Here is a 19388-nt window from a genome sequence, read left to right on the forward strand (position 1 = left end):
GGCGACCACCGACACCCACCCCTACGAACAGGCCTGTCCCACACCCGGAAAGGTCACAACCAGGTCACGATCCGACAGGCACCGCACCCACCGCCTCCACCCCACCGCCTCCACCCACCGACCCCGGCCGCGCCGCCCGAGCGCGACTCCACGCCCAGCGCAGGCCTGGCCACGCCACGGCATCCGGACGCCGGGTCCGGGCTGCCGTCGCAACCCCTCGGCAGCGGTCGCCCCTCTCGACGCGCGCAGAAGTGAGACTAGGATGATGGCTGAGTACGACGTGAACCAGGCTGCGGTCGCCCGCGCGCGCGACCTCATCGACAAGCACCAGTACGTCCTCGACAGCGACTGGGGCGAGGTGCAGCCCGACGCCGCGCGCGAGAACGCCTATCTCGAGCGGCACTCGTGGGCCGAGTACGGCGCGTGGCACCTCGGCCTCACGCGGGGGGCGACCGACGAGACCAAGGGCCGCTACGCCTTCGTCGTCGGCGACCTGCGCCGGGTGCATCGCAGCGCCCTCATCGCCTGCGTCTACCGGGCCGGCGAGTGGCGCCACAAGGAGGTCGAGCTGGCCGCCCACGGCCTCCTCCAGCACCTCGACCGGACGAGCGGCTGACCCTCCGAGCGACGCGCTGTCTCGTGCGGCACCTGCCCCGCGAACGGCATCCGGCTGGCACGACGTGACGGCCCCGGAGACGCCGGGACGGCCCGCCCTGCCCACCGGTGCCGGGTGCCGCGTGGGAAGGTGGACGGGACCCCGCCCCTTCCACCGACGCCAGGAGCACACCGTGAGCGGACCCCTCGACGACGTCGTCGTCATCGACCTCACCCGCGCCCTCGCCGGACCGCACTGCGGCATGATGCTCGCCGACATGGGGGCACGCGTCATCAAGGTCGAGAGCCCCGACGGCGGTGACGAGTCCCGTGGCTGGGGTCCGCCCTTCGTCGGGCCCGACGACGAGCCGGTGTCGACGTACTTCCTGTCGTGCAACCGCAACAAGGAGTCGGTGACCCTCGACCTGAAGTCGGACGACGGCCGCGAGACCCTCGCCCGGCTCGTCACGCACGCGGACGTCCTGCTCGAGAACTTCCGGCCCGGGGTGCTCGACCGCCTCGGGTTCGACGTCGAGCGGCTCCACGAGCTCAACCCGGGGCTCGTGCTGCTGTCGATCAGCGGGTTCGGCCACGACGGCCCCGAGGGCGGGCGCCCCGGCTACGACCAGATCGCCCAGGGCGAGGGTGGCCTCATGTCGCTCACCGGCGCCGACCCCGACCACCCCCAGCGCGTCGGGGTGCCGATCGGTGACCTCCTCGCCGGGATGTACGGCGCGTACGGGGTCGTCGCGGCCCTGCACGAGCGCACCCGCACCGGCCGGGGCCGCGTCGTCCGGACCTCGCTGCTCGCGTCCATCGTCGGGGTGCACGCCTTCCAGGGCACGCGCTACACCGTCGCCGGGGAGGTGGGGCGCGCCGGCGGCAACCACCACCCCTCCATCTGCCCCTACGGCCTGTTCACCTGTGCCGACGGGATGATCCAGCTCTCCTGCGGCAGCGAGAGCCTCTGGCAGAAGCTCGCGACCGCCTTCGGGATCGACCCCGCGGCACCGGGGTTCGCGACGAACCGCGAGCGCGTCGGCAACCGGGAGCTCGTCGTCGAGACGCTCGACGCCGCCTTCGCGGACATCCCGCAGGACGAGCTCATGGCCAGGCTCGCCGAGCTCGGCATCCCCGCCGGTGAGGTGCGCACGCTCGACCGCGTCTACGAGTGGGAGCAGACCCGCAGCCAGGGTCTCGTCATCGACGTCGACCACCCACTCCTCGGCCGCATCGAGATCCCCGGGCCGCCGATCCGCTTCGACGACAACGCGTTTGCCGGTGGTCGCAGCGAGCACCTCCACCCCCCGCTGCTCGGCGAGCACAACGACGCCGTCCGGGCGTGGCTCGACGCCGTCGACGCCGCCGACGCCGCCGAGGGCGCCGATCGGGGCGTCGACGCCGCCGGCGGGGCCGGTTCGTGACCGAGCGCCCTCGCCGCCCGGGGGCCCGCGAGCTGCTCGCCGCCGTCCTCGACGAGGGCACCTTCGTGTCGTGGGACGAGGCCCCGCTCGGCGTCACCGAGCCGGACAGCGCCTACGCCGCCGAGCTCGCCGCAGCGGCGCAGCGGGCCGGCACCGACGAGTCGATCCTCACGGGAGAGGGACGCATCCGCGGGCACCGGGTCGCGGTCGTCGTGGGCGAGTTCCGCTTCCTCGCCGGCTCGATCGGGCGCGCCGCCGCCGAGCGCGTGACGCTGGCCTTCGAGCGGGCGACCCGCGAGCGGCTCCCCCTCTTCGCCGCGCCGGCATCCGGTGGCACCCGGATGCAGGAGGGCACCCCGGCCTTCGTCACCATGGTGAAGATCTCCGGTGCGGTCGCCACGTTCAAGGCCGCCCGGCTGCCCTACATGACCTACCTGCGCCACCCGACGACCGGCGGCGTCCTCGCCTCGTGGGGCTCGCTCGGGCACGTGACCGTCGCCGAGCCCGGCGCGACGATCGGCTTCCTCGGGGCGCGGGTCTACGAGGCGCTCTACGGCGAGCCCTTCCCCGACGACGTGCAGACCGCCGAGAACCTCTACGCCCACGGGCTGCTCGACGCCGTGCAACCCGTCGAGGCCCTGCCCGCGATCGCCGGGCGCTTCCTCGACATCGTCCTGACCACCCCCGACCTCACCCCCGTCGAGGACGTGCCGCGGGAACCGCTCCCCGACCTCCCCGCGTGGGAGTCGGTGACCCGCTCCCGCCACCCCGAGCGTCCCGGCGTGCGCGCCCTGCTCCGGCTCGGGGCCACTGACGTCGTCCCGCTGTTCGGCACCGGCGCGGGCGAGTGGGACCGCAGCCTGTTCCTCGCCGTGGCGCGCTTCGAGGGGATGCCGTGCGTCGTCCTCGGCCAGGACCGTCGCGCCGAGCACGCCGAGGCGCCGCTCGGACCGTCGGGGCTGCGGGTCGCTCGCCGGGGCATGCGGCTGGCCACCGAGCTCGGGCTGCCCCTCGTCAGCGTCATCGACACGGCCGGGGCCGCCCTGTCGAAGGAGGCGGAGGAGGGCGGCATGGCGGCCGAGATCGCGCGCTGCCTCGCCGAGCTCGTCGTCCTGCCGGTGCCGACGGTCTGCGTGCTCCTCGGTCAGGGCGCCGGAGGCGGGGCCCTCGCGCTCATGCCGGCCGACCGCGTCGTGTCCGCGCAGCACTCGTGGCTGTCGCCCCTGCCGCCCGAGGGCGCCTCAGCGATCCTCCACCGCACCGTCGACCGGGCCCCGGAGCTGGCCGAGCAGCAGCGGGTGCGCTCGCTCGACCTGCTCGAGGCGGGCATCGTCGACCGCATCGTCGCCGAGCGCCCCGATGCCGCCGCGGAGCCCGAGGCCTACTGCCGCCGGATGGCCCAGGCGATCCGGCACGAGCTGCGCACGCTCGTCGCGATGCCGTCGCCGGAGCGGCTCACCGCCCGCCGCGACCGCTGGCGTGCCCTCTGACCCCCCGTGCGAGCCGCCCGGCATCCCACGTCGTCCTCTCCCTCCCCCGCGAAGTCAGGAGCACTCCGACCGCTCAGGGCCTCACTCGGACCTGAGCCCGCGAAGTGCTCCTGAGTCCGCGAGAGACGGCACCGACGTCGGATGCCGGTCAGCGGGTCGGCGCCAGCGCCTCCTCGGCCGCGTCGGGCACGTCGACCGACGGGCGCCGGCTGCGTTGCTCGTGCAGCGCGAGGCCGACGACCGAGGCGAGGACGACGGCGAAGCCGAGCCACTGCGACCGGGACAGGGTCGCGTCGAAGGCGAGGATGCCCACGAGCGCCGCCGTCAGCGGGAAGGCGAGCTCCGCGAGGGTGGCCCGTGACGCCGGGGTGCGGCCGAGCGCGCGGTAGTACAACACGAGCGCGAGCAGCCCCGGGAAGAGCACGAGCAGGAGGATGTTCGGCGCGGCGTCGAGCCCGACCGCGAGCGGCGTCGACGTGACCCCGCTGATGACGAGCAGTGTCACGAGGCCGATCGCGAACCGCAGCGCCGTGAGGTCGGAGAACCGCAGCTCGGCGCTCGCCGCGCGGCCGAGCACCGTGCCGGCCGCCCAGAGCGCGGCGGCCCCCACCGCCAGCGCCGCGGCCTGGGCGCTCGAGACGGTGACCCCCAGCGGTTCGGGGAAGGCGAGCAGCCACGCCCCGGCCACGGCCGGCACGGCGAAGAGCGCGTAGCTCGGCCGCAGCCGCTCTCCGAGCACGACCGCGGCGAGGGCGATCGCGAACAACGGCTGGAGCTTCTGGAGCACCTGCGGCGTGATGGGGTCGCCGAGCCGGAACGCCGCGGTGAACAGCGTCGTCGCGAGCGCCGACGACCCGGCCCCGATGACGACGACGCTCACCTTCGTGCGGGTGCTCGCGGCGAGCGCCCGCCGCGCCGCCGGGACGACCCACGGGCTGACGATCACGACGAGCACGAGGTGCTCCCAGAAGACGATCGCGAGGGCGGGGTACTCCTGGGCGAGCGGTCCGCGCCACAGGGCCGACAGCCCCCAGAACGAGGCGGCGATCGCGACGAGCCAGGTGCGGTCGGTGGCACGGGGCGGGGTCATGGGCGACAGCCTCGCACCCCGGCCCCACCCCGGGCGACTCCTTCGGGTTGGGTGCTCAGGTGGTTGCCAGGGCAGCCACCTCGGCACACGACCTCGACGAGCCGGGGCGCAGGTGACAACCGGGCGCCCCTCGTTGGGCAGGTCCTGACAACGCCGAGCCCCGCACCGCTCCCTATCGTCGGGAGCCCGGGCACTCGGCGCGGGTGAGACGAGGAGGTTGCCATGCGGGTCCTGCTCGCCCTCGGCGGCAACGCGATGACCGGACTCGACGGCAGCGCCACCCCTGCGGCCCAGATAGCCGCGATCGAGGTCGCCATGCAGGCCACCGCCCACCTCGTCGCCGCGGGGCACGAGGTCGTCATCACGCACGGCAACGGGCCCCAGGTCGGCAACCTGCTCGTCAAGAACGAGCTCTCGGCGCACGTCGTCCCACCCGTGCCGCTCGACTGGTGCGGCGCGCAGACCCAGGGGACCCTGGGCTTCACGATCCTCGACGCCCTCGACGCCGCCCTCGCGACCCTCGGGGCCGCCCGCCCCGTCTCGGCCGTCGTGACCCGCACCCTCGTCGACCGCGACGACCCCGGCTTCACCCACCCGACGAAGCCGATCGGCCGCTACCTGCCGGCCGGTCAGGCCCGGCAGATGGTCGAGCACGGGCAGGTCTGGCAGGACCGCGGCGAGAAGGGCTGGCGCCGCGTCGTCGCCTCCCCGGAGCCCATCGAGGTGCTCGACGTCCCGGCCGTGCGCGCCCTGCTGGATGCCGGTCACGTCGTCGTCGCGGCGGGCGGCGGGGGCATCCCCGTCGTCCGCGACGCCGACGGCCGGCTGCGCGGCGTCGAGGCCGTCATCGACAAGGACCTCACGGCCGCCCTGCTCGCCCGCACACTCGGCGCCGACGTGCTCGTCATCGCCACCGACGTCGACCACGCCGCCGTCGGCTGGGGCACCCCGCAGCAGCGCGACCTCGGCCGGGTCACGCTCGCCGAGATGCGGGCGCACGCCGCGGACGGCCAGTTCGCCTCGGGGTCGATGGGCCCCAAGGTCGACGCCGCCACCCGGTTCGTCGCCGGTGGAGGCCCGCGCAGCGTCATCACGTCGCTGGCCCGGATCACCGACGCCGTCGAGGGCGGCTTCGGCACCGTCATCGAAGCCGACTGAGCCGGGGGCCCCCGGCACACTGGCCCCATGCCGACCGCCGCCCGTCCGCCGCGCCTCGACGGCCTCGACGCCGCCCGCGGGCTGGCCGTGGTCTCGATGCTCGTCGCCCACCTCAGCCCGGTCGGCGGGCCCCTGACGGTCAGCGAGTACCTCACGGCGCCGCTGTTCGCGGTGATCATCGGCACCTCGATGGGCGTCCAGCTCGCCGAGCGCCGGCCGGCCGCCGGGCCCTTCCTGCGTGACAACGCCGTGCGGGCGAGCGTGCTCATCGTGCTCGGGGTGCTGCTCCAGCGGGTCTACCACCAGATCGCGGTCATCCTGCCGTACCTCGGCCTCCTCGTCGTCGTCCTCGCTCCCCTGGCCCTGCTCCTGCACCGGATGCCGGTCCGCACCGTCGTCCTCTCAGCGATCCTGTCGATCGTGAGCCCGCTCGTCATGGACCGGGCGAGAGCGTGGACGGCGACGGGCGGCGACCGTCCCCGGGTGGTCCTAGAGCTCGTGCACTGGCTCGCCGCGGGCGGGTCGTACCGGGTCATCTCGCTGCTCGCGATGGCGCTCGGCGGTCTGGCGCTCGCCACCGTGCTCCGCCGCGCCGGTCGGCTGCCGGCAGCGTGGGCGGTCGGGGGCCTGCTCACGGTCGCGGGGCTGGGCACCTACCTCGTCGGCGCGCTCACCCCCGCCGGGGCGTCGGCCTACTCGGGCACGACGGCCGAGATCTCGGGTGCCACGCTCCTGGGCTGCGCGTCCGTCGTGCTCTCCTTCGGCGTCGTCCAGGTCCTCCGGGACCATGGCGCCGGGCGCGTCGCGGAACCGTTGCTCGCCACCGGGCGGCTCGCGCTCAGCGCCTACACCCTGCAGATCCTGTGGCTCGCGCTGGTCGCCGCCGTCAGGGACCAGGCCCGCGACGACACGTGGTGGGTGCTCGGGTCCAGCCTCGTCGTCGTCGTCGGCTCGTGCTGGGCCCTGGAGCGCACGTGGGGCACCGGTCCCCTCGAGTGGCTCGTGCACCGGCTGCGCCGGCCTGCTGTGCGACCGCGGGCCTGACGTCAGTGCGCGAAGTGGCGGGTGCCCGTGACGTACATCGTCACGCCCGCCGCCCGGGCGGCCTCGACCACCTCGGCGTCGCGCACCGACCCGCCCGGGGCGACGACGGCGCGCACCCCGGCATCGATCAGCACCTGGAGCCCGTCGGCGAAGGGGAAGAACGCGTCGGATGCCGCGACGGCGCCCCGCGCGCGCTCCTCACCCGCGCGTGACACGGCGAGGTGGCACGAGTCGACGCGGTTGACCTGCCCCATGCCGATGCCGACGGAGGCACCGTCGCGGGCGAGCAGGACGGCGTTCGACTTCACCGCGCGCACCGCGCGCCACGCGAACTGCAGGTCGGCGAGGACGGCGTCGTCCGCCGGGTCGCCGGAGACCAGCCGCCAGTGCGCGGCGTCGTCGCCGCCGGTGACCGAGCCGTCCTCGGAGCGCACGACGGCGTCGACGCCGTCGCGCTCCTGCATGAGCAGGCCACCGCTGATCGGCCGCGTCTCCACCCCGCCACGCCGCGGTGCCGCGCACTCGAGGAGGCGGATGTTCTTCTTCGCCGTGAGGACCTCGAGCGCGTCGGCGTCGAAGCCGGGGGCCACGACGACCTCCGTGAAGATGTCGGCGACGGTGCGCGCCATGTCGGCGGTGACCGGCCGGTTCGTGGCGATGATGCCGCCGAAGGCCGAGACGGGGTCGCACTCGTGCGCCTTGCGGTGCGCCTCGGCGATGTCGGCGCCGACCGCGATGCCGCACGGGTTGGCGTGCTTGACGACGGCCACGGTCGGCAGGTCACCGTGGTCGTGGGCGGCGCGCACCGCGGCATCCGCGTCGACGTAGTTGTTGTACGACATCTCCTTGCCGTGCAGCTGACGGGCCTGGGCCAGCCCCGGCTGGGGCTGGAACCCGTTGGCGTAGAGGGCGGCTCGTTGGTGGGGGTTCTCGCCGTAGCGCAGCACCGCCGACCTGCTCCACGTCCCGCCCGCCCAGGCGGGGAAGCCGGTGCCATCGGAGGTGTCGGTGTACGCGTTGCCCATCCACGAGGCGACGTGCACGTCGTAGGTCGCCGTGTGCACGAACGCCTCGGCGGCGAGGCGCGTGCGCTGCTCGAGGGTGAAGCCGCCGCCACGCACGGCATCCAGCACGCGGCCGTACGTCGACGGGTCGGTGACGACGGCGACGCTCGGGTGGTTCTTCGCCGCCGCCCGGACCATCGAGGGGCCGCCGATGTCGATCTGCTCGACGCACTCGTCGGGGCCGGCGCCCGAGGCCACGGTCGCGGCGAACGGGTAGAGGTTGACGACGACGAGCTCGAACGCCTCGACCCCGAGCTCGGCGAGCTGCTCGAGGTGGTCGGGCTTGCGGGTGTCGGCGAGGATGCCGGCGTGCACCCGCGGGTGGAGGGTCTTGACCCGGCCCTCGAGGCACTCGGGGAACCCGGTGAGCTCCTCGACCCTCGTCACGGGCAGGCCGAGCGACTCGATGAGGGCGGCCGAGCCGCCGGTGGACACGAGCGAGACCCCGGCGTCGTGCAGGCCGCGGACGAGGTCCTCGAGGCCGGTCTTGTCGTGGACGGAGACGAGCGCGCGGCGCACCGGGCGGACGTCCTGCGAGGGGCCGGGGGCGGTGACGGCGTCGGGCATGGCGGGCGCTCCTTGCGGGTCGGTCGGGTCAACCTGCGGGGCACCCAGGCGGGCGATGCCCCGACGCGAGACTTCCCGGTGGTGCACCACCCTCGCCAGTCGTCGGGCCGCAGTCTACCGAGGACGACGTGCTCGCCCCACCCCGGCCGTGGGTGCGGAAACGGTCGCCCCGGCCACCACGTCGGCACTCATCGCGGGTAGGGCGAGGGCGGCAGCGGGTGCGGCCAGGAGCCACCGAGCACCCGGTCGACCTCGAGGACGACGACGACGCGCTCCGGGTTCGGTCGCGGCACCCGGTAGCGCACGGCGTACCGCTCCTCGGCGTCGCGCACCGACGCGGCGTCCTCGAGCACGCGGGTCATCCCCTCGAGGGTGACCCACCGCCGGCCCTGCACCTGGCTCAGCGCGGCCCGCCGGCCGGCCCGGGCCTGGTGGACCTTCGCGCTCGACCGGCTCGCGATGACGCGCGCGACGAGCGCCACGGCATCCCACGTGAAGCCGACCGGAACGACGTGCGGCGACCCGTCCCGGCGCAGCGTCGTCAGGGTCGCGAGGTGCCGCTCGGCGAGGAACTCCAGGGCCGGGGCGGACAGGTCTGCGGGGTGGGTGGCCACCCGGCGAGTGTGTCACCCCTGCGCGGGCTCGAGGTGGAGCAGGAAGCCCTGACCGGGCAGGAGGGCCGGCATGGCCAGCCCGGCCGCGCCGAGGGCCGCGCCGCTGACGACGAGGCCCTCGCCCGTCGCCGCCTCCCACCACGCCGGGGGCTCCACCTGCACGGTCACCGGCAGCCCGGCCTCTCGCCGGACCCGCACGCGGTAGGTGCGGCCGGGGTCGAGCCCGGGCAGCGGTACCGCACCGGGGGTGACCCCGCGGCCGGTGGCGACCTGGACGACGGTGAGGACCGCGGCCGAGCGGTCCGGCGCCACGACCCCTCCGACGTCGATGCTGTCGTCCGGGTGGTCGGACCGCACGGCATCGCCGCCGTGGAGCAGCGGCCGCAGCTCGCGGTACAGCGCCGACCACGCCCGCAGCGCCTCGAGCTCGTCCGGGTCGCACGTCGTGATGTCCCACTCGAGGCCGGCGTGGCCGCCGAGCGCGACGAGCATGCGCAGCGAGAGGTCGAGGTGCCGGTGGGTCGTGTGCGCCGTCGGTGGGCCGACGTGCGACCCCATCCGCTCCGGTGGCACGAGCAGGCCGGTCCAGCGCTGGATGGCGACCCGCTCGAGGGCGTCGTTGCAGTCCGAGGTCCACACCCGGTCGGTGCGGGCGAGGACGCCGAGGTCGACGCGCGCCCCGCCGCTCGAGCACGACTCGATCTCGAGGTCGGGATGCCGCCGGCGCAGCTCGTCGAGCAACCGGTACGTCGCGAACGTCTGGGCGCGCACCGCGGGCCGGTCGGTGCCACCGTCGTCGGTGCGCACGGCCTCGTGCAGGTCGCGGTTGTGGTCCCACTTGACGAAGTCGATGCCGTACGTCCCGATGAGGGCGCTCATCGCCTCGAGGACGTGCGCGAACGCGCCGGGGTCGGCGAGGTCGAGCACGTGCTGGTGGCGCGAGGGGTGCGGCGGGCCGGCCACCGGGCCGAGGACCCACTCGGGGTGGGCGCGCACGAGGTCGGAGTCGAGGTTGACCATCTCGGGCTCGAACCACAGCCCGAACTGCATGCCGAGGCCCTTGACGTGGTCGACGAGCGGGCCGAGGCCGTCGGGCCACACGTCGGGCGACACGACCCAGTCGCCGAGCCCGCGGTGGTCGTCGCGCCGTGACCCGAACCAGCCGTCGTCGAGGACGAACCGCTCGACCCCGATCGACGCCCCGGTGTCGGCGAGCCGCTTGAGGTGGTCGAGGTCGGTCTCGAAGTAGACCGCCTCCCACGTGTTGAGCACGAGCGGGCGCGGGGTGGAGCGGTAGCCGGCCTGGGCGCGCTGGTGGCGCACGAGGCTGCGGGTCAGCCCGTCGAGGCCCTCGGTGGAGTGCACGAACACGACGGGGGGCGCGGTGTACGTCTCGCCCGGGCCGAGCCGCAGCTCCCCCGGCGCGAGGGCCTCGCCGCCGCCGATGACCGACGCGTGCGCCCCGGCGCCCTCGGGAAGCCGCTCGACGAGGTGCTCGTGGTTGCCGCTCCACGCGACGTGGGTGGCCCACACCTCACCCGATCGGAAGCCGAAGCCGGCCGTGCCGGCGACGAGGAGCAGGGTCGCGTCGTGCCCGGTGCGGCCGCGGCGCCCGGTGCGCAGCCACGTGCCGTCGGCGAGGGGCCGGCGCTGCGGCGAGCGCTCCCGGCACCACCGCCCGGTGAGGTCGAGCACCTCGTCGGCCCGGGTCGGCAGCGGCAGCACGGCGCGCAGCGCGCCGACGTCGAGCGGGGTCTCCTCGGTCGACGTGTTCGTCAGCTCGGACCCGACGACGAGCACACCGTGCTCGTCGAGCCGGTAGCGCAGCACCACCTCGGCACCGACGTCGGATGCCGTCGCGCGCACGACCGCGGTCGCCTCGCCGGCGCCGGCCCTGCCGTTCGTCCCGGGGTCGCCGTCGCCTGCCTCGAGGGTGGCGACCCAGCGCGGGGCCGTGCGCCCGCCGGCGCGGTGCGCGGCGAAGGCCGGGGTGCCGAGCCACCCCTCGCCGGACGTCGGCAGGACGCTGAGGTGCCACGGCAGGTCGAGCTGGTTGTGTGGCACCGGTCGGCCGGTGACGAGTGCGACGTCGGCGAGCGCGGCATCCGGCAGGTCGGCGCCCCAGTACGCGACGTGCGGCAGCCCGCCCCCGTCGCCGGAGAGGACGAGGGCGCAGCCGCCGCCTCGCAGCGTGACCGTGTCGGGCGTCATCGCTTCAGTCTCCCTGCCAGGACCGGTCGGCCGCGAGGGCGCGCACGACGTCGACGAGCATCTCGCGCTCGACGACCTTGATCCGCTCGTGGAGCGACTCGACGGTGTCGTCGTCCTCGACCCGCACGCAGCGCTGGTCGATGATCGGGCCGGTGTCGACGCCGGCATCCACCCAGTGGCACGTGCACCCGGTGACCCGCACCCCGTGGGCCATGGCGTCGCGGACGCCATGGGCACCCGGGAAGCTCGGCAGCAGCGCCGGGTGGGTGTTGACGACGCGGTGGGAACCGAGGACCGCCGGGCCGAGCACCTTCATGAAGCCGGCCGACACGACGAGGTCGGGGTCGACCGCCGAGATCTGCCGTTCGAGGTCGAGGTCCCAGTCGGCACGCGTGAGGTAGTCGGGCACGCGGCAGACGAACGTCGGGATGCCGGCCGTCGCGGCGCGCTCGACGCCGAGCGTCCCGTCACGGTCGGCTCCCACGGCGAGGAGCCGGAAGGGCGCGCCGTCGCCGGCGGCGGCGTCGATGAGGGCCTGCAGGTTGCTGCCCGCCCCGGAGACGAGGACGACGACGCGCAGTGGCGAGGTCACCGGCGCAGCCTCCACGCGTCGCGCACCACGACGACGAGGGCGCCGAGGCACAGCTCGGCGAGCAGCGCCAGGAACAGCCGGCCGGCGGGGGCCCCGACGTCGGCGAGCCGGAACTGCCCGACCGAGCCCCCGGCGAGGACGTCGAGCCCGGCGATGACCAGGGCGGTCGTGACGCAGGCCCAGAACGCGACGGCCAGCTTCGTCCGGAGCCGGGACAGCCGGGCCACCTCGGACAGCGCCCGCCGAGCGGCGTGGGCCCCGACCCCGACGACGACGAGGCCGCCGAGGGCGACGAACCACGGGAACGCCCCGGGCCGGGGCAGCGCAGCGAGCACCGGCACCATGGGGAGCAGCCCACCCTCGGCACCCGACCACGTCACGTCGCCGCCGTCGACGACGCGGAAACCGGGCCCCGCGAGGAACGACACCGCCCACAGGGCGAGGTTCGGCAGGGAGGCCACCTGGGCGAGGGCGAGGACGACCCCACCGAGCCCCGCTGCCGCGACCCCCTCGGAGATCGTCGAGACCTCCCCCCACGCCAGCGCGACCGCGGCCACGACGGCGACCAGGCCCGCCGCGAGCAGCACCCCGGCGCCGGCGAGCCCCGGCCGCACCCCGCGTCGGATCGTGTCGGGGACCCGTGCGAGGGACAACCGGGGTCCGAGGACGTCCGGGTCGTCGAGGGCGACCGGTCGCAGCGCGAGGGCGAGGGCGGCCAGCGGCACGAGGACCGAGGGCACGACGAGCGAGAGCGGGCCCACGCGGACCGGACCGGCGAAGGTGAGCGCCACCGCGCCGACGACGGCGCCGGCATACCCGGCCCACCACGCGCCGAGTGCGGCGGCCAGGGGCGTGGGCAGGAGCCCCCACCAGTACTCACCGTCGGTCGAGACGTCGACCATCGCCTCCCTCGCCCCGAGCCACGCGACGAGCACGAGCAGCGCGAGGCCGGCGAGCGGCACGAGCGAGACCGTCACCCCACCCACCGCCACGTGGGCACCCGACGTGAGCAGCCACAGCGCGGCGCCGGTGCCGACGGCCTGCCCGGGGGTGCCCGCACCGACCGGCTCGACGAGCCACGCCAGCACGACCGGACCCACGACGACGAGCACCGACGCGAGCCCGGTGAGCAGCCCGACGACGCCGGCGCGCTGCCAGCCGGCACCCACCGCCTCGCCGCCGGGGGCTGTCGGCGTGCCGGGCTCACCGGCATCCGCCGGCTCGGAGGAACCGGGAAGGACGGCACGCAGTCGCTCGGTGACGGTCATCGCGACCAGTGTGCGCGAGAACCGCCCGGAAGTGTCCGAGCAACGCCGCGGCGACCCCGGCCGGGAGCTGACCCGAGAACTCCGCGGAACGGTCAGCCGGCGAGGCCCTGCATGATCTCGCGCATCAGCCCGGCCGTCTCGGAGGGCGTCTTGCCGACCTTGACCCCGGCGGCCTCGAGGGCCTCCTTCTTCGCCTGCGCCGTTCCGGACGAGCCGGACACGATGGCGCCCGCGTGACCCATCGTCTTGCCCTCGGGGGCGGTGAAGCCGGCGACGTACCCGACGACCGGCTTCGTCACGTGCTCCTTGATGTAGGCGGCGGCGCGCTCCTCGGCATCCCCGCCGATCTCGCCGATCATGACGATCGCGTCGGTGTCGGGGTCGTTCTGGAAGGCCTCGAGGCAGTCGATGTGCGTCGTGCCGATGACCGGGTCGCCACCGATGCCGACCGCGGAGGAGAACCCGAAGTCCCGCAGCTCGTACATCATCTGGTAGGTCAGCGTGCCCGACTTCGAGACGAGGCCGATGCGGCCGGGGCCCGAGATGTCCGCCGGGATGATGCCGGCGTTCGAGGCCCCGGGGCTGATCAGGCCGGGGCAGTTCGGCCCGACGATGCGTGTCGTGCCCTTGTCCTTGGCGTAGTTGTAGAACTCCGCGGTGTCCCGCACGGCGACGCCCTCGGTGATGACGACGGCGAGCGGGATGCCGGCGTCGATCGCCTCGGTCGTGGCGGCCTTCGTGAACTGGGCCGGGACGAAGATGACGGTGACGTCGGCGCCGGTGGCCTGAACCGCCTCGGCGACGGTGCCGAACACGGGGACGGTCGTGCCGCCCTCGAACTCGACGGTCGTGCCGGCCTTGCGGGGGTTGACGCCGCCGACGACGGCGGTGCCGGAGCGCAGCATCCGCTGCGTGTGCTTCATGCCCTCGGAGCCGGTCATGCCCTGGACGATGACCTTGGAGTCTGCGGTGAGGAAGATGGCCATGGGTGTCTCGTGTCTCTCTGCTCGCGCTCGGTGGTCAGTTCTGGGAGGCCAGCTCGGCAGCCCTGCGGGCGGCGCCGTCCATGGTCTCCTCGATGATGACGCGAGGGTGGTTGCGCTCGGCGAGGATGCGGCGACCCTCCTCGACGTTGTTGCCGTCGAGGCGGACGACGAGCGGTCGGTCCTCCTCGTCGCCGAGGGCGTCGAGCGCCCCGACGATGCCGTTGGCCACGGCGTCGCACGCGGTGATGCCGCCGAAGACGTTGACGAAGACGCTCTTGACCTGGGGGTCGCTGAGGATGATGTGCAGTCCGTCGGCCATGACCTCGGCGCTCGCGCCGCCCCCGATGTCGAGGAAGTTCGCGGGCCGCTGGCCGCCGAACTCCTCACCGGCGTAGGCGACGACGTCGAGCGTGCTCATGACGAGCCCGGCGCCGTTGCCGATGATGCCGACGGAGCCGTCGAGCTTGACGTAGTTGAGGTCCTTCTCCTTGGCCGCGGTCTCGAGCGGGTCGGTCGCGCTCGTGTCCTCGAGCGCGGCGTGGTCGGGCTGACGGAAGAAGGCGTTCTCGTCGAGCGTCACCTTGCCGTCGAGGGCGACGATGTCGCCGGCGGCGGTCTTGACGAGCGGGTTGACCTCGACGAGCGTGGCGTCCTCGTCGCGGTAGACGACCCAGAGCCGCTTGAGCACCGGCTCGACCTTCGCGGCGGTCTCGGCGTCGAAACCCGCCTGCTCGACGATCTCGCGGGCCTTGGCGTCGTCGATGCCGACGTTCGGGTCGACGGTGACGCGGGCGAGGGCCTCGGGGCGCTCGACGGCGAGCTGCTCGATGTCCATCCCCCCCTCGGTGGAGCACATGGCGAGGTAGCTGCGGTGGGCGCGGTCGAGGAGGATCGAGAAGTAGTACTCCTCGGCGATCTGGGCGCCCTGGGCGATCATCACCTGGTGCACGGTGTGGCCCTTGATGTCCATGCCGAGGATCGCGCGGGCGTGCTCCTCGGCCTCGTCGGTCGTCTTCGCGACCTTGACCCCGCCCGCCTTCCCCCGGCCGCCGGTCTTGACCTGGGCCTTGACGACGGTCACCCCGCCGCTCGCCGCGCCGATGCGCTCGGCGGCCGCCCGGGCCTCCTCGGGGGTCGTGGCGACGGCCCCTGCGAGCACGGGGACACCGTGCTTCTCGAACACGTCACGGGCCTGGTACTCGAAGAGATCCACGGGGCGATCCGTCCTCACTGTCGGCGGTGGGTGGTCCGCTGCGGAGCCTAACGGGGCGGCCGTTCCCTGTCGTGGCCCGGGGCGCTGCCGGGCGCCGGGTGGGAGGGATCTCACGCCCGAACGGTCACTGGCGGCGACGACCGGCGTCGACTGCCGGATGCCGTCCGCCCACCGGCTGCCTCGCGACACGCCCGGGAGCGTGGGTCGGGTGAGCGGGATCACAGGACGCGCAGACCCGCACGTCACCCGGGGGTTTCCAGGTTTCGTGCAGCCTCGGCTCCCCGGGGGCAGAGGGGTGGTTTTTGTGTCACGGAATGGTCACGCTACGGTGGATCAGCCCCGTCACCGCCCCTGAGGTCTTTCCCTGTGAGTTCCCTGCCCTACCAGGGGCGCCACTATGCCGGACGACACCGTCAGTCCCGCCGTGCGCGCCTGCCCCGAGCCTTCAGCTCGAGCTTCGTCCTGCCCACGACGGCAGCGGCAGCTCTCGTCGTGACCGCGACCGGGGCGACGATGGCCGAGTCCGCTCCCGCTCCCCTCACGCTCGACCTCTCCGGGCAGCAGACGGCCTTGGCACGCACCGAGCAGGTCGCCGACGACGCGATGGTCACCGACCTCGCCCAGCGCCGGCAGGCCTCGTCGATGCAGACCGCCGCCCTCCAGGGCCGTGTCGAGGCGCAGCAGCGCGCAGCCCGCGACGCCAAGCGCAAGGCCGCGGCAGCGGCAGCGGCGCGCGCCAAGGCGGCGCGCGAGGGCAAGCGCTGGGTCAAGCCGATCCGCACCGGCACCCGCACGTCCGGCTTCGGCTGGCGATGGGGCAAGACCCACGACGGCCTCGACGTCGGGGCACCGACCGGCACCCCGTTGTACGCCATGTCGAGGGGCACGGTCATCTCGGCCGGGTTCGTCTCGAGCTTCGGTGGCAAGGTCGAGATCCGCTACTGGGACGGCACCGTGTCCTGGTACGCGCACATGAGCAAGATCAGCGTCAGCGAGGGCCAGAGCGTCATGCCCGGCGACCGTGTCGGGTCGGTCGGCAACACCGGCAACTCGTTCGGGTCGCACCTGCACATCGAGATCCACCCGACGGGCGGCGACAACCCGGTCAACCCGTACCCCTGGCTGCAGAAGAAGGGCATCCTCGTCGGCTGAGCCCCGCGTGGCTGAGCCCCGCGTGGCCCGATGGGCCGGCCGGTCGTGGCCGGCCGAGCCGCGGCGCGCTCAGAGCTTGTCGAGCGGGGCGAAGCGGAGCACGAACCGCTTGACACCCAGCTCACCACCGAAGTCGACCTCCGCCTGGGTCTTCTCGCCCTCACCGAGGGTGCGCACGACGGTGCCCAGCCCGTAGGTGTCGTGGGTGACCCGGTCGCCCGGGGACAGCGGGATGACCGGTCGGTTGCCCGGGGAGCGCACCCCGGGCCGGGCGGCGAGGGTGGCGACGGCCGGTCGCTGGTCGCGCCGGCCCACCGCGGCCGCACCGGAGAGCTCGCGTTCCCACACGAGCAGCTCGGCGGGGATCTCGTCGAGGAAGCGTGAGGGAGGATTGTACTGCGGTGCGCCCCAGGCGGATCGCAGCGCCGCCCGGGACAGGTGGAGCCGCTCCCGAGCCCGGGTGATGCCGACGTAGGCGAGCCGGCGTTCCTCCTCGAGCTCCTTGGGATCGGCCAGGCTCCGCTGGTGCGGGAACGTGCCGTCCTCCATCCCCGTGAGGAAGACGACGGGGAACTCCAGCCCCTTCGCGGTGTGCAGCGTCATGAGTGTGACGACACCGGCCGCCTCGGCCTCGGCCGAGTCGGGGATCTCGTCGGCGTCGGCCACGAGCGAGACCTGCTCGAGGAAGTCCTCGAGGGCGAGGACCTCTCCGGTCTCGCGACGCGCCTCGTCGAACTCACCGGCGACCGCGACGAGCTCGGCGAGGTTCTCGATGCGGGTCTCGTCCTGGGGGTCCTGGCTCGCCCGCAGCTCGGCGAGGTAGCCCGAGCGGTCGAGGACGGCCTCCAGGAGGTCGGACACGCCGGCATCCTCGTCGTCGCGGACCGCCCCGAGGTCCTCGAGCAGGGCGGTGAAGCCCTTGATCGCCGTCACCGACCGGGTCGCGATGCCCGGGGCGTCCTCCGGCCTGCCGAGGGCGGCGACGAACGGGATGCGCTCGCGCTCGGCGAGGGCAGCGACACAGGCCTCGGCGCGCTCGCCGATCCCCCGCTTCGGGACGTTGACGATGCGGCGCAGGTTCACGGTGTCGGTGGGGTTGGACAGCACCCGCAGGTAGGCCAGGGCGTCCTTGACCTCGCGCCGCTCGTAGAAGCGCGTGCCGCCGACGACCTTGTAGGGCAGGCCGACCCGGACGAACACCTCCTCGAGCGCGCGCGACTGCGCGTTGGTGCGGTAGAACACGGCGACGTCGCCGGGCCGCACCCCGTGCTCGTCGCCGAGCCGGTCGATGGTGCGCGCCACGAAGGACGCCTCGTCGTGCTCGTTGTCGCCGACGTAGCCGACGATCCGGGCACCGTCGCCGGTGTCGCTCCACAGGTTCTTCTTGCGCCGGCCCTCGTTGCGGGCGATGACGGCGTTGGCCGCGCGCAGGATGGTCTGGGTGGAGCGGTAGTTCTGCTCGAGCAGGATGGTGCGCGCCTGCGGGTAGTCCTGCTCGAACTCCTCGATGTTGCGGATCGTCGCGCCGCGGAAGGCGTAGATCGACTGGTCGGCGTCACCGACGACGACGAGCTCGCTCGGCTCGACACCGAACTCGGTGCGGCCCTCCTCGGAACCCACGAGCTCGCGCACGAGCTGGTACTGGGCGTGGTTGGTGTCCTGGTACTCGTCGACCATGACGTGGCGGAAGCGACGCCGGTAGTGCTCGGCGACGTCGGGGAAGGCCTGGAACATGTGCACGGTCGTCATGATGAGGTCGTCGAAGTCCATGGCGTTGGCCTGCCGCAGCCGCCGCTGGTACGCGGTGTACGCCTCGGCGAGCACCTGCTCCTGGTGCGGGCTCGCCTCCCCCACGCGCCCGGCGAACGTCTCCTCGTCGACGAGCTCGTTCTTGAGGTTGGAGACCTGGTGGCTGAACGAGCGCGGGTTGTAGCGCTTGGGGTCGAGGTCCATGTCGCGCAGCACCATCGACATGAGGCGCTGCGAGTCGGCGGCGTCGTAGATCGAGAACGTCGAGCGCAGGCCGACCTTGTCGGCCTCACGGCGCAGGATCCGCACGCACGCGCTGTGGAAGGTCATGACCCACATCGCCCGCGCCCGCGCCCCGACGAGCGTCGACACCCGCTCACGCATCTCGGCGGCGGCCTTGTTGGTGAACGTGATGGCGAGGACCTGCCCCGGCTGCACCCCGCGCGCGGCGAGGAGGTGGGCGATGCGCTGGGTGAGCACCCGGGTCTTGCCCGAGCCCGCCCCGGCGACGATGAGCAGCGGGCCGCCGTCGTGGAGCACGGCCTCGCGCTGCTGGGGGTTGAGGCCGGCGAGCAGCGCCTCGGGGTCGGGTCGCGCCGCTGCGGGGCCGCCATCGGGCCCGAGCCCGGCCGCTGCGGCCTCGGCCCAGGTGGGGACGCCGGCCGCGTTGACGAGGGCCGCGTGGGCGCTGGCGTGGGTCGCGGGGTCGACGTGCGGCTCGTGCCGCGGGTCGCCGAAGTCGAGGCCGTCGAACAGGGTGCTCATGTCGGGGCCAACCCTACGTCGCCGGACCGACGACGCCGACGTCGCGCCCGAGGCAGGGGCACGACGAGGCGGCCGGGACCACCACCGAGGTCCCGGCCGCCCGTGGCGGGTGCGCTCCGCAGGGGCTCAGGAGCGCGTCACCGCCGGATCGTGCGGCTGTCGGAGGGTCAGCCGCACCGGGGGTCGTCGATCGTCTCGTCCGACGCGGTCGTCGGCGAGGAGGGCCTGGGTGCTGCTCATGGGCGCCTCCCTCTCTGCCGTCGGGCGTTGGTCCGTGGAGGAGACGTTAAAGGTTTGTCGAGTGTCTGTCCATCCGCTGTCGAAGGTTCACCCCGGTGGACCCCGACGACCGTCGCCGGTGGACCCCGACGACCGTCTCGGGTGCCCCCCGGCACCGGCATCCCCAC

15 protein-coding genes and 1 riboswitch are annotated in these 19388 nt (G+C 74.0%); of the genes, 6 read left to right on the forward strand and 9 right to left on the reverse strand.

The window, feature by feature from the left end:
- Positions 1 to 265 precede the first annotated feature (265 nt).
- The 3 genes from ABD899_RS00005 (at position 266) to ABD899_RS00015 (ending at position 3508) form a co-directional block, all read left to right on the forward strand.
- The gene (locus ABD899_RS00005) at positions 266 to 616 is read left to right on the forward strand and encodes a hypothetical protein (protein ID WP_345200894.1); all 351 of its coding nucleotides are present in this window, start codon (positions 266 to 268) and stop codon (positions 614 to 616) included.
- A gap of 172 nt (positions 617 to 788) precedes the next feature.
- Positions 789 to 2018 (forward strand): CaiB/BaiF CoA transferase family protein, encoded by a 1230-nt coding sequence (locus tag ABD899_RS00010; protein ID WP_345200898.1) that lies wholly within the window; start codon positions 789 to 791, stop codon positions 2016 to 2018.
- On the forward strand, positions 2015 to 3508 hold the full coding sequence (locus ABD899_RS00015) for a carboxyl transferase domain-containing protein (RefSeq protein ID WP_345200900.1): 1494 nt from the start codon (positions 2015 to 2017) through the stop codon (positions 3506 to 3508). Before ABD899_RS00010 ends, ABD899_RS00015 begins: the two co-directional genes overlap by 4 nt.
- A gap of 148 nt (positions 3509 to 3656) precedes the next feature.
- On the opposite strand, the gene ABD899_RS00020 is transcribed toward ABD899_RS00015, so the two are convergent.
- Complete coding sequence (locus tag ABD899_RS00020; protein ID WP_345200903.1) at positions 3657 to 4598, reverse strand: DMT family transporter; 942 nt, start codon at positions 4596 to 4598, stop codon at positions 3657 to 3659.
- Positions 4599 to 4820: 222 nt separating this feature from the next.
- Between ABD899_RS00020 and ABD899_RS00025 the strand changes: the two genes are divergently transcribed.
- Together ABD899_RS00025 and ABD899_RS00030 are read left to right on the forward strand one after the other, a co-directional pair.
- Positions 4821 to 5756: a carbamate kinase gene (locus tag ABD899_RS00025; protein WP_345200906.1), complete on the forward strand. Its 936-nt coding sequence runs from the start codon at positions 4821 to 4823 to the stop codon at positions 5754 to 5756.
- Positions 5757 to 5783: 27 nt separating this feature from the next.
- A complete protein-coding gene (locus tag ABD899_RS00030) occupies positions 5784 to 6800 on the forward strand; it encodes an acyltransferase family protein (RefSeq protein WP_345200909.1) in 1017 nt (338 codons plus the stop codon).
- A gap of 2 nt (positions 6801 to 6802) precedes the next feature.
- Here ABD899_RS00030 and purH read toward each other — a convergent pair whose 3' ends face one another.
- The 7 genes from purH to sucC all read right to left on the reverse strand — a co-directional run bounded on the left by purH (position 6803) and on the right by sucC (position 15315).
- Positions 6803 to 8431 (reverse strand): bifunctional phosphoribosylaminoimidazolecarboxamide formyltransferase/IMP cyclohydrolase, encoded by a 1629-nt coding sequence (gene purH / locus ABD899_RS00035; RefSeq protein ID WP_345200911.1) that lies wholly within the window; start codon positions 8429 to 8431, stop codon positions 6803 to 6805.
- 35 nt (positions 8432 to 8466) lie between these two features.
- Positions 8467 to 8544: riboswitch (ZMP/ZTP riboswitch) on the reverse strand.
- Positions 8545 to 8619: 75 nt separating this feature from the next.
- Positions 8620 to 9045 (reverse strand): pyridoxamine 5'-phosphate oxidase family protein, encoded by a 426-nt coding sequence (locus ABD899_RS00040; RefSeq protein WP_345200913.1) that lies wholly within the window; start codon positions 9043 to 9045, stop codon positions 8620 to 8622.
- Between the two features lie 12 nt (positions 9046 to 9057).
- Positions 9058 to 11256 carry an alpha-galactosidase gene (locus tag ABD899_RS00045; RefSeq protein ID WP_345200915.1) on the reverse strand — a complete coding sequence of 733 codons (2199 nt, stop codon included), beginning with the start codon at positions 11254 to 11256 and terminating at the stop codon, positions 9058 to 9060.
- Between the two features lie 4 nt (positions 11257 to 11260).
- The gene (purN, locus tag ABD899_RS00050; protein WP_345200917.1) at positions 11261 to 11848 is read right to left on the reverse strand and encodes a phosphoribosylglycinamide formyltransferase; all 588 of its coding nucleotides are present in this window, start codon (positions 11846 to 11848) and stop codon (positions 11261 to 11263) included.
- Positions 11845 to 13116 carry a cell division protein PerM gene (locus ABD899_RS00055; RefSeq protein ID WP_345200919.1) on the reverse strand — a complete coding sequence of 424 codons (1272 nt, stop codon included), beginning with the start codon at positions 13114 to 13116 and terminating at the stop codon, positions 11845 to 11847. The genes purN and ABD899_RS00055 overlap by 4 nt, the downstream gene beginning before the upstream one ends.
- 92 nt (positions 13117 to 13208) lie before the next feature.
- A complete protein-coding gene (gene sucD, locus ABD899_RS00060) occupies positions 13209 to 14102 on the reverse strand; it encodes a succinate--CoA ligase subunit alpha (protein WP_345200921.1) in 894 nt (297 codons plus the stop codon).
- A gap of 34 nt (positions 14103 to 14136) precedes the next feature.
- On the reverse strand, positions 14137 to 15315 hold the full coding sequence (gene sucC / locus ABD899_RS00065; protein ID WP_345200923.1) for an ADP-forming succinate--CoA ligase subunit beta: 1179 nt from the start codon (positions 15313 to 15315) through the stop codon (positions 14137 to 14139).
- A gap of 366 nt (positions 15316 to 15681) precedes the next feature.
- Here sucC and ABD899_RS00070 point away from each other — a divergent pair, with 366 nt between their 5' ends.
- The gene (locus tag ABD899_RS00070) at positions 15682 to 16467 is read left to right on the forward strand and encodes a M23 family metallopeptidase (protein ID WP_345200926.1); all 786 of its coding nucleotides are present in this window, start codon (positions 15682 to 15684) and stop codon (positions 16465 to 16467) included.
- Positions 16468 to 16536: 69 nt separating this feature from the next.
- On the opposite strand, the gene pcrA is transcribed toward ABD899_RS00070, so the two are convergent.
- Complete coding sequence (pcrA, locus tag ABD899_RS00075) at positions 16537 to 18981, reverse strand: DNA helicase PcrA (protein ID WP_345200928.1); 2445 nt, start codon at positions 18979 to 18981, stop codon at positions 16537 to 16539.
- Between the last annotated feature and the right edge of the window lie 407 nt (positions 18982 to 19388).

This window comes from Fodinibacter luteus (assembly GCF_039541575.1).
GTDB classification, from domain to species: domain Bacteria; phylum Actinomycetota; class Actinomycetes; order Actinomycetales; family Dermatophilaceae; genus Fodinibacter; species Fodinibacter luteus.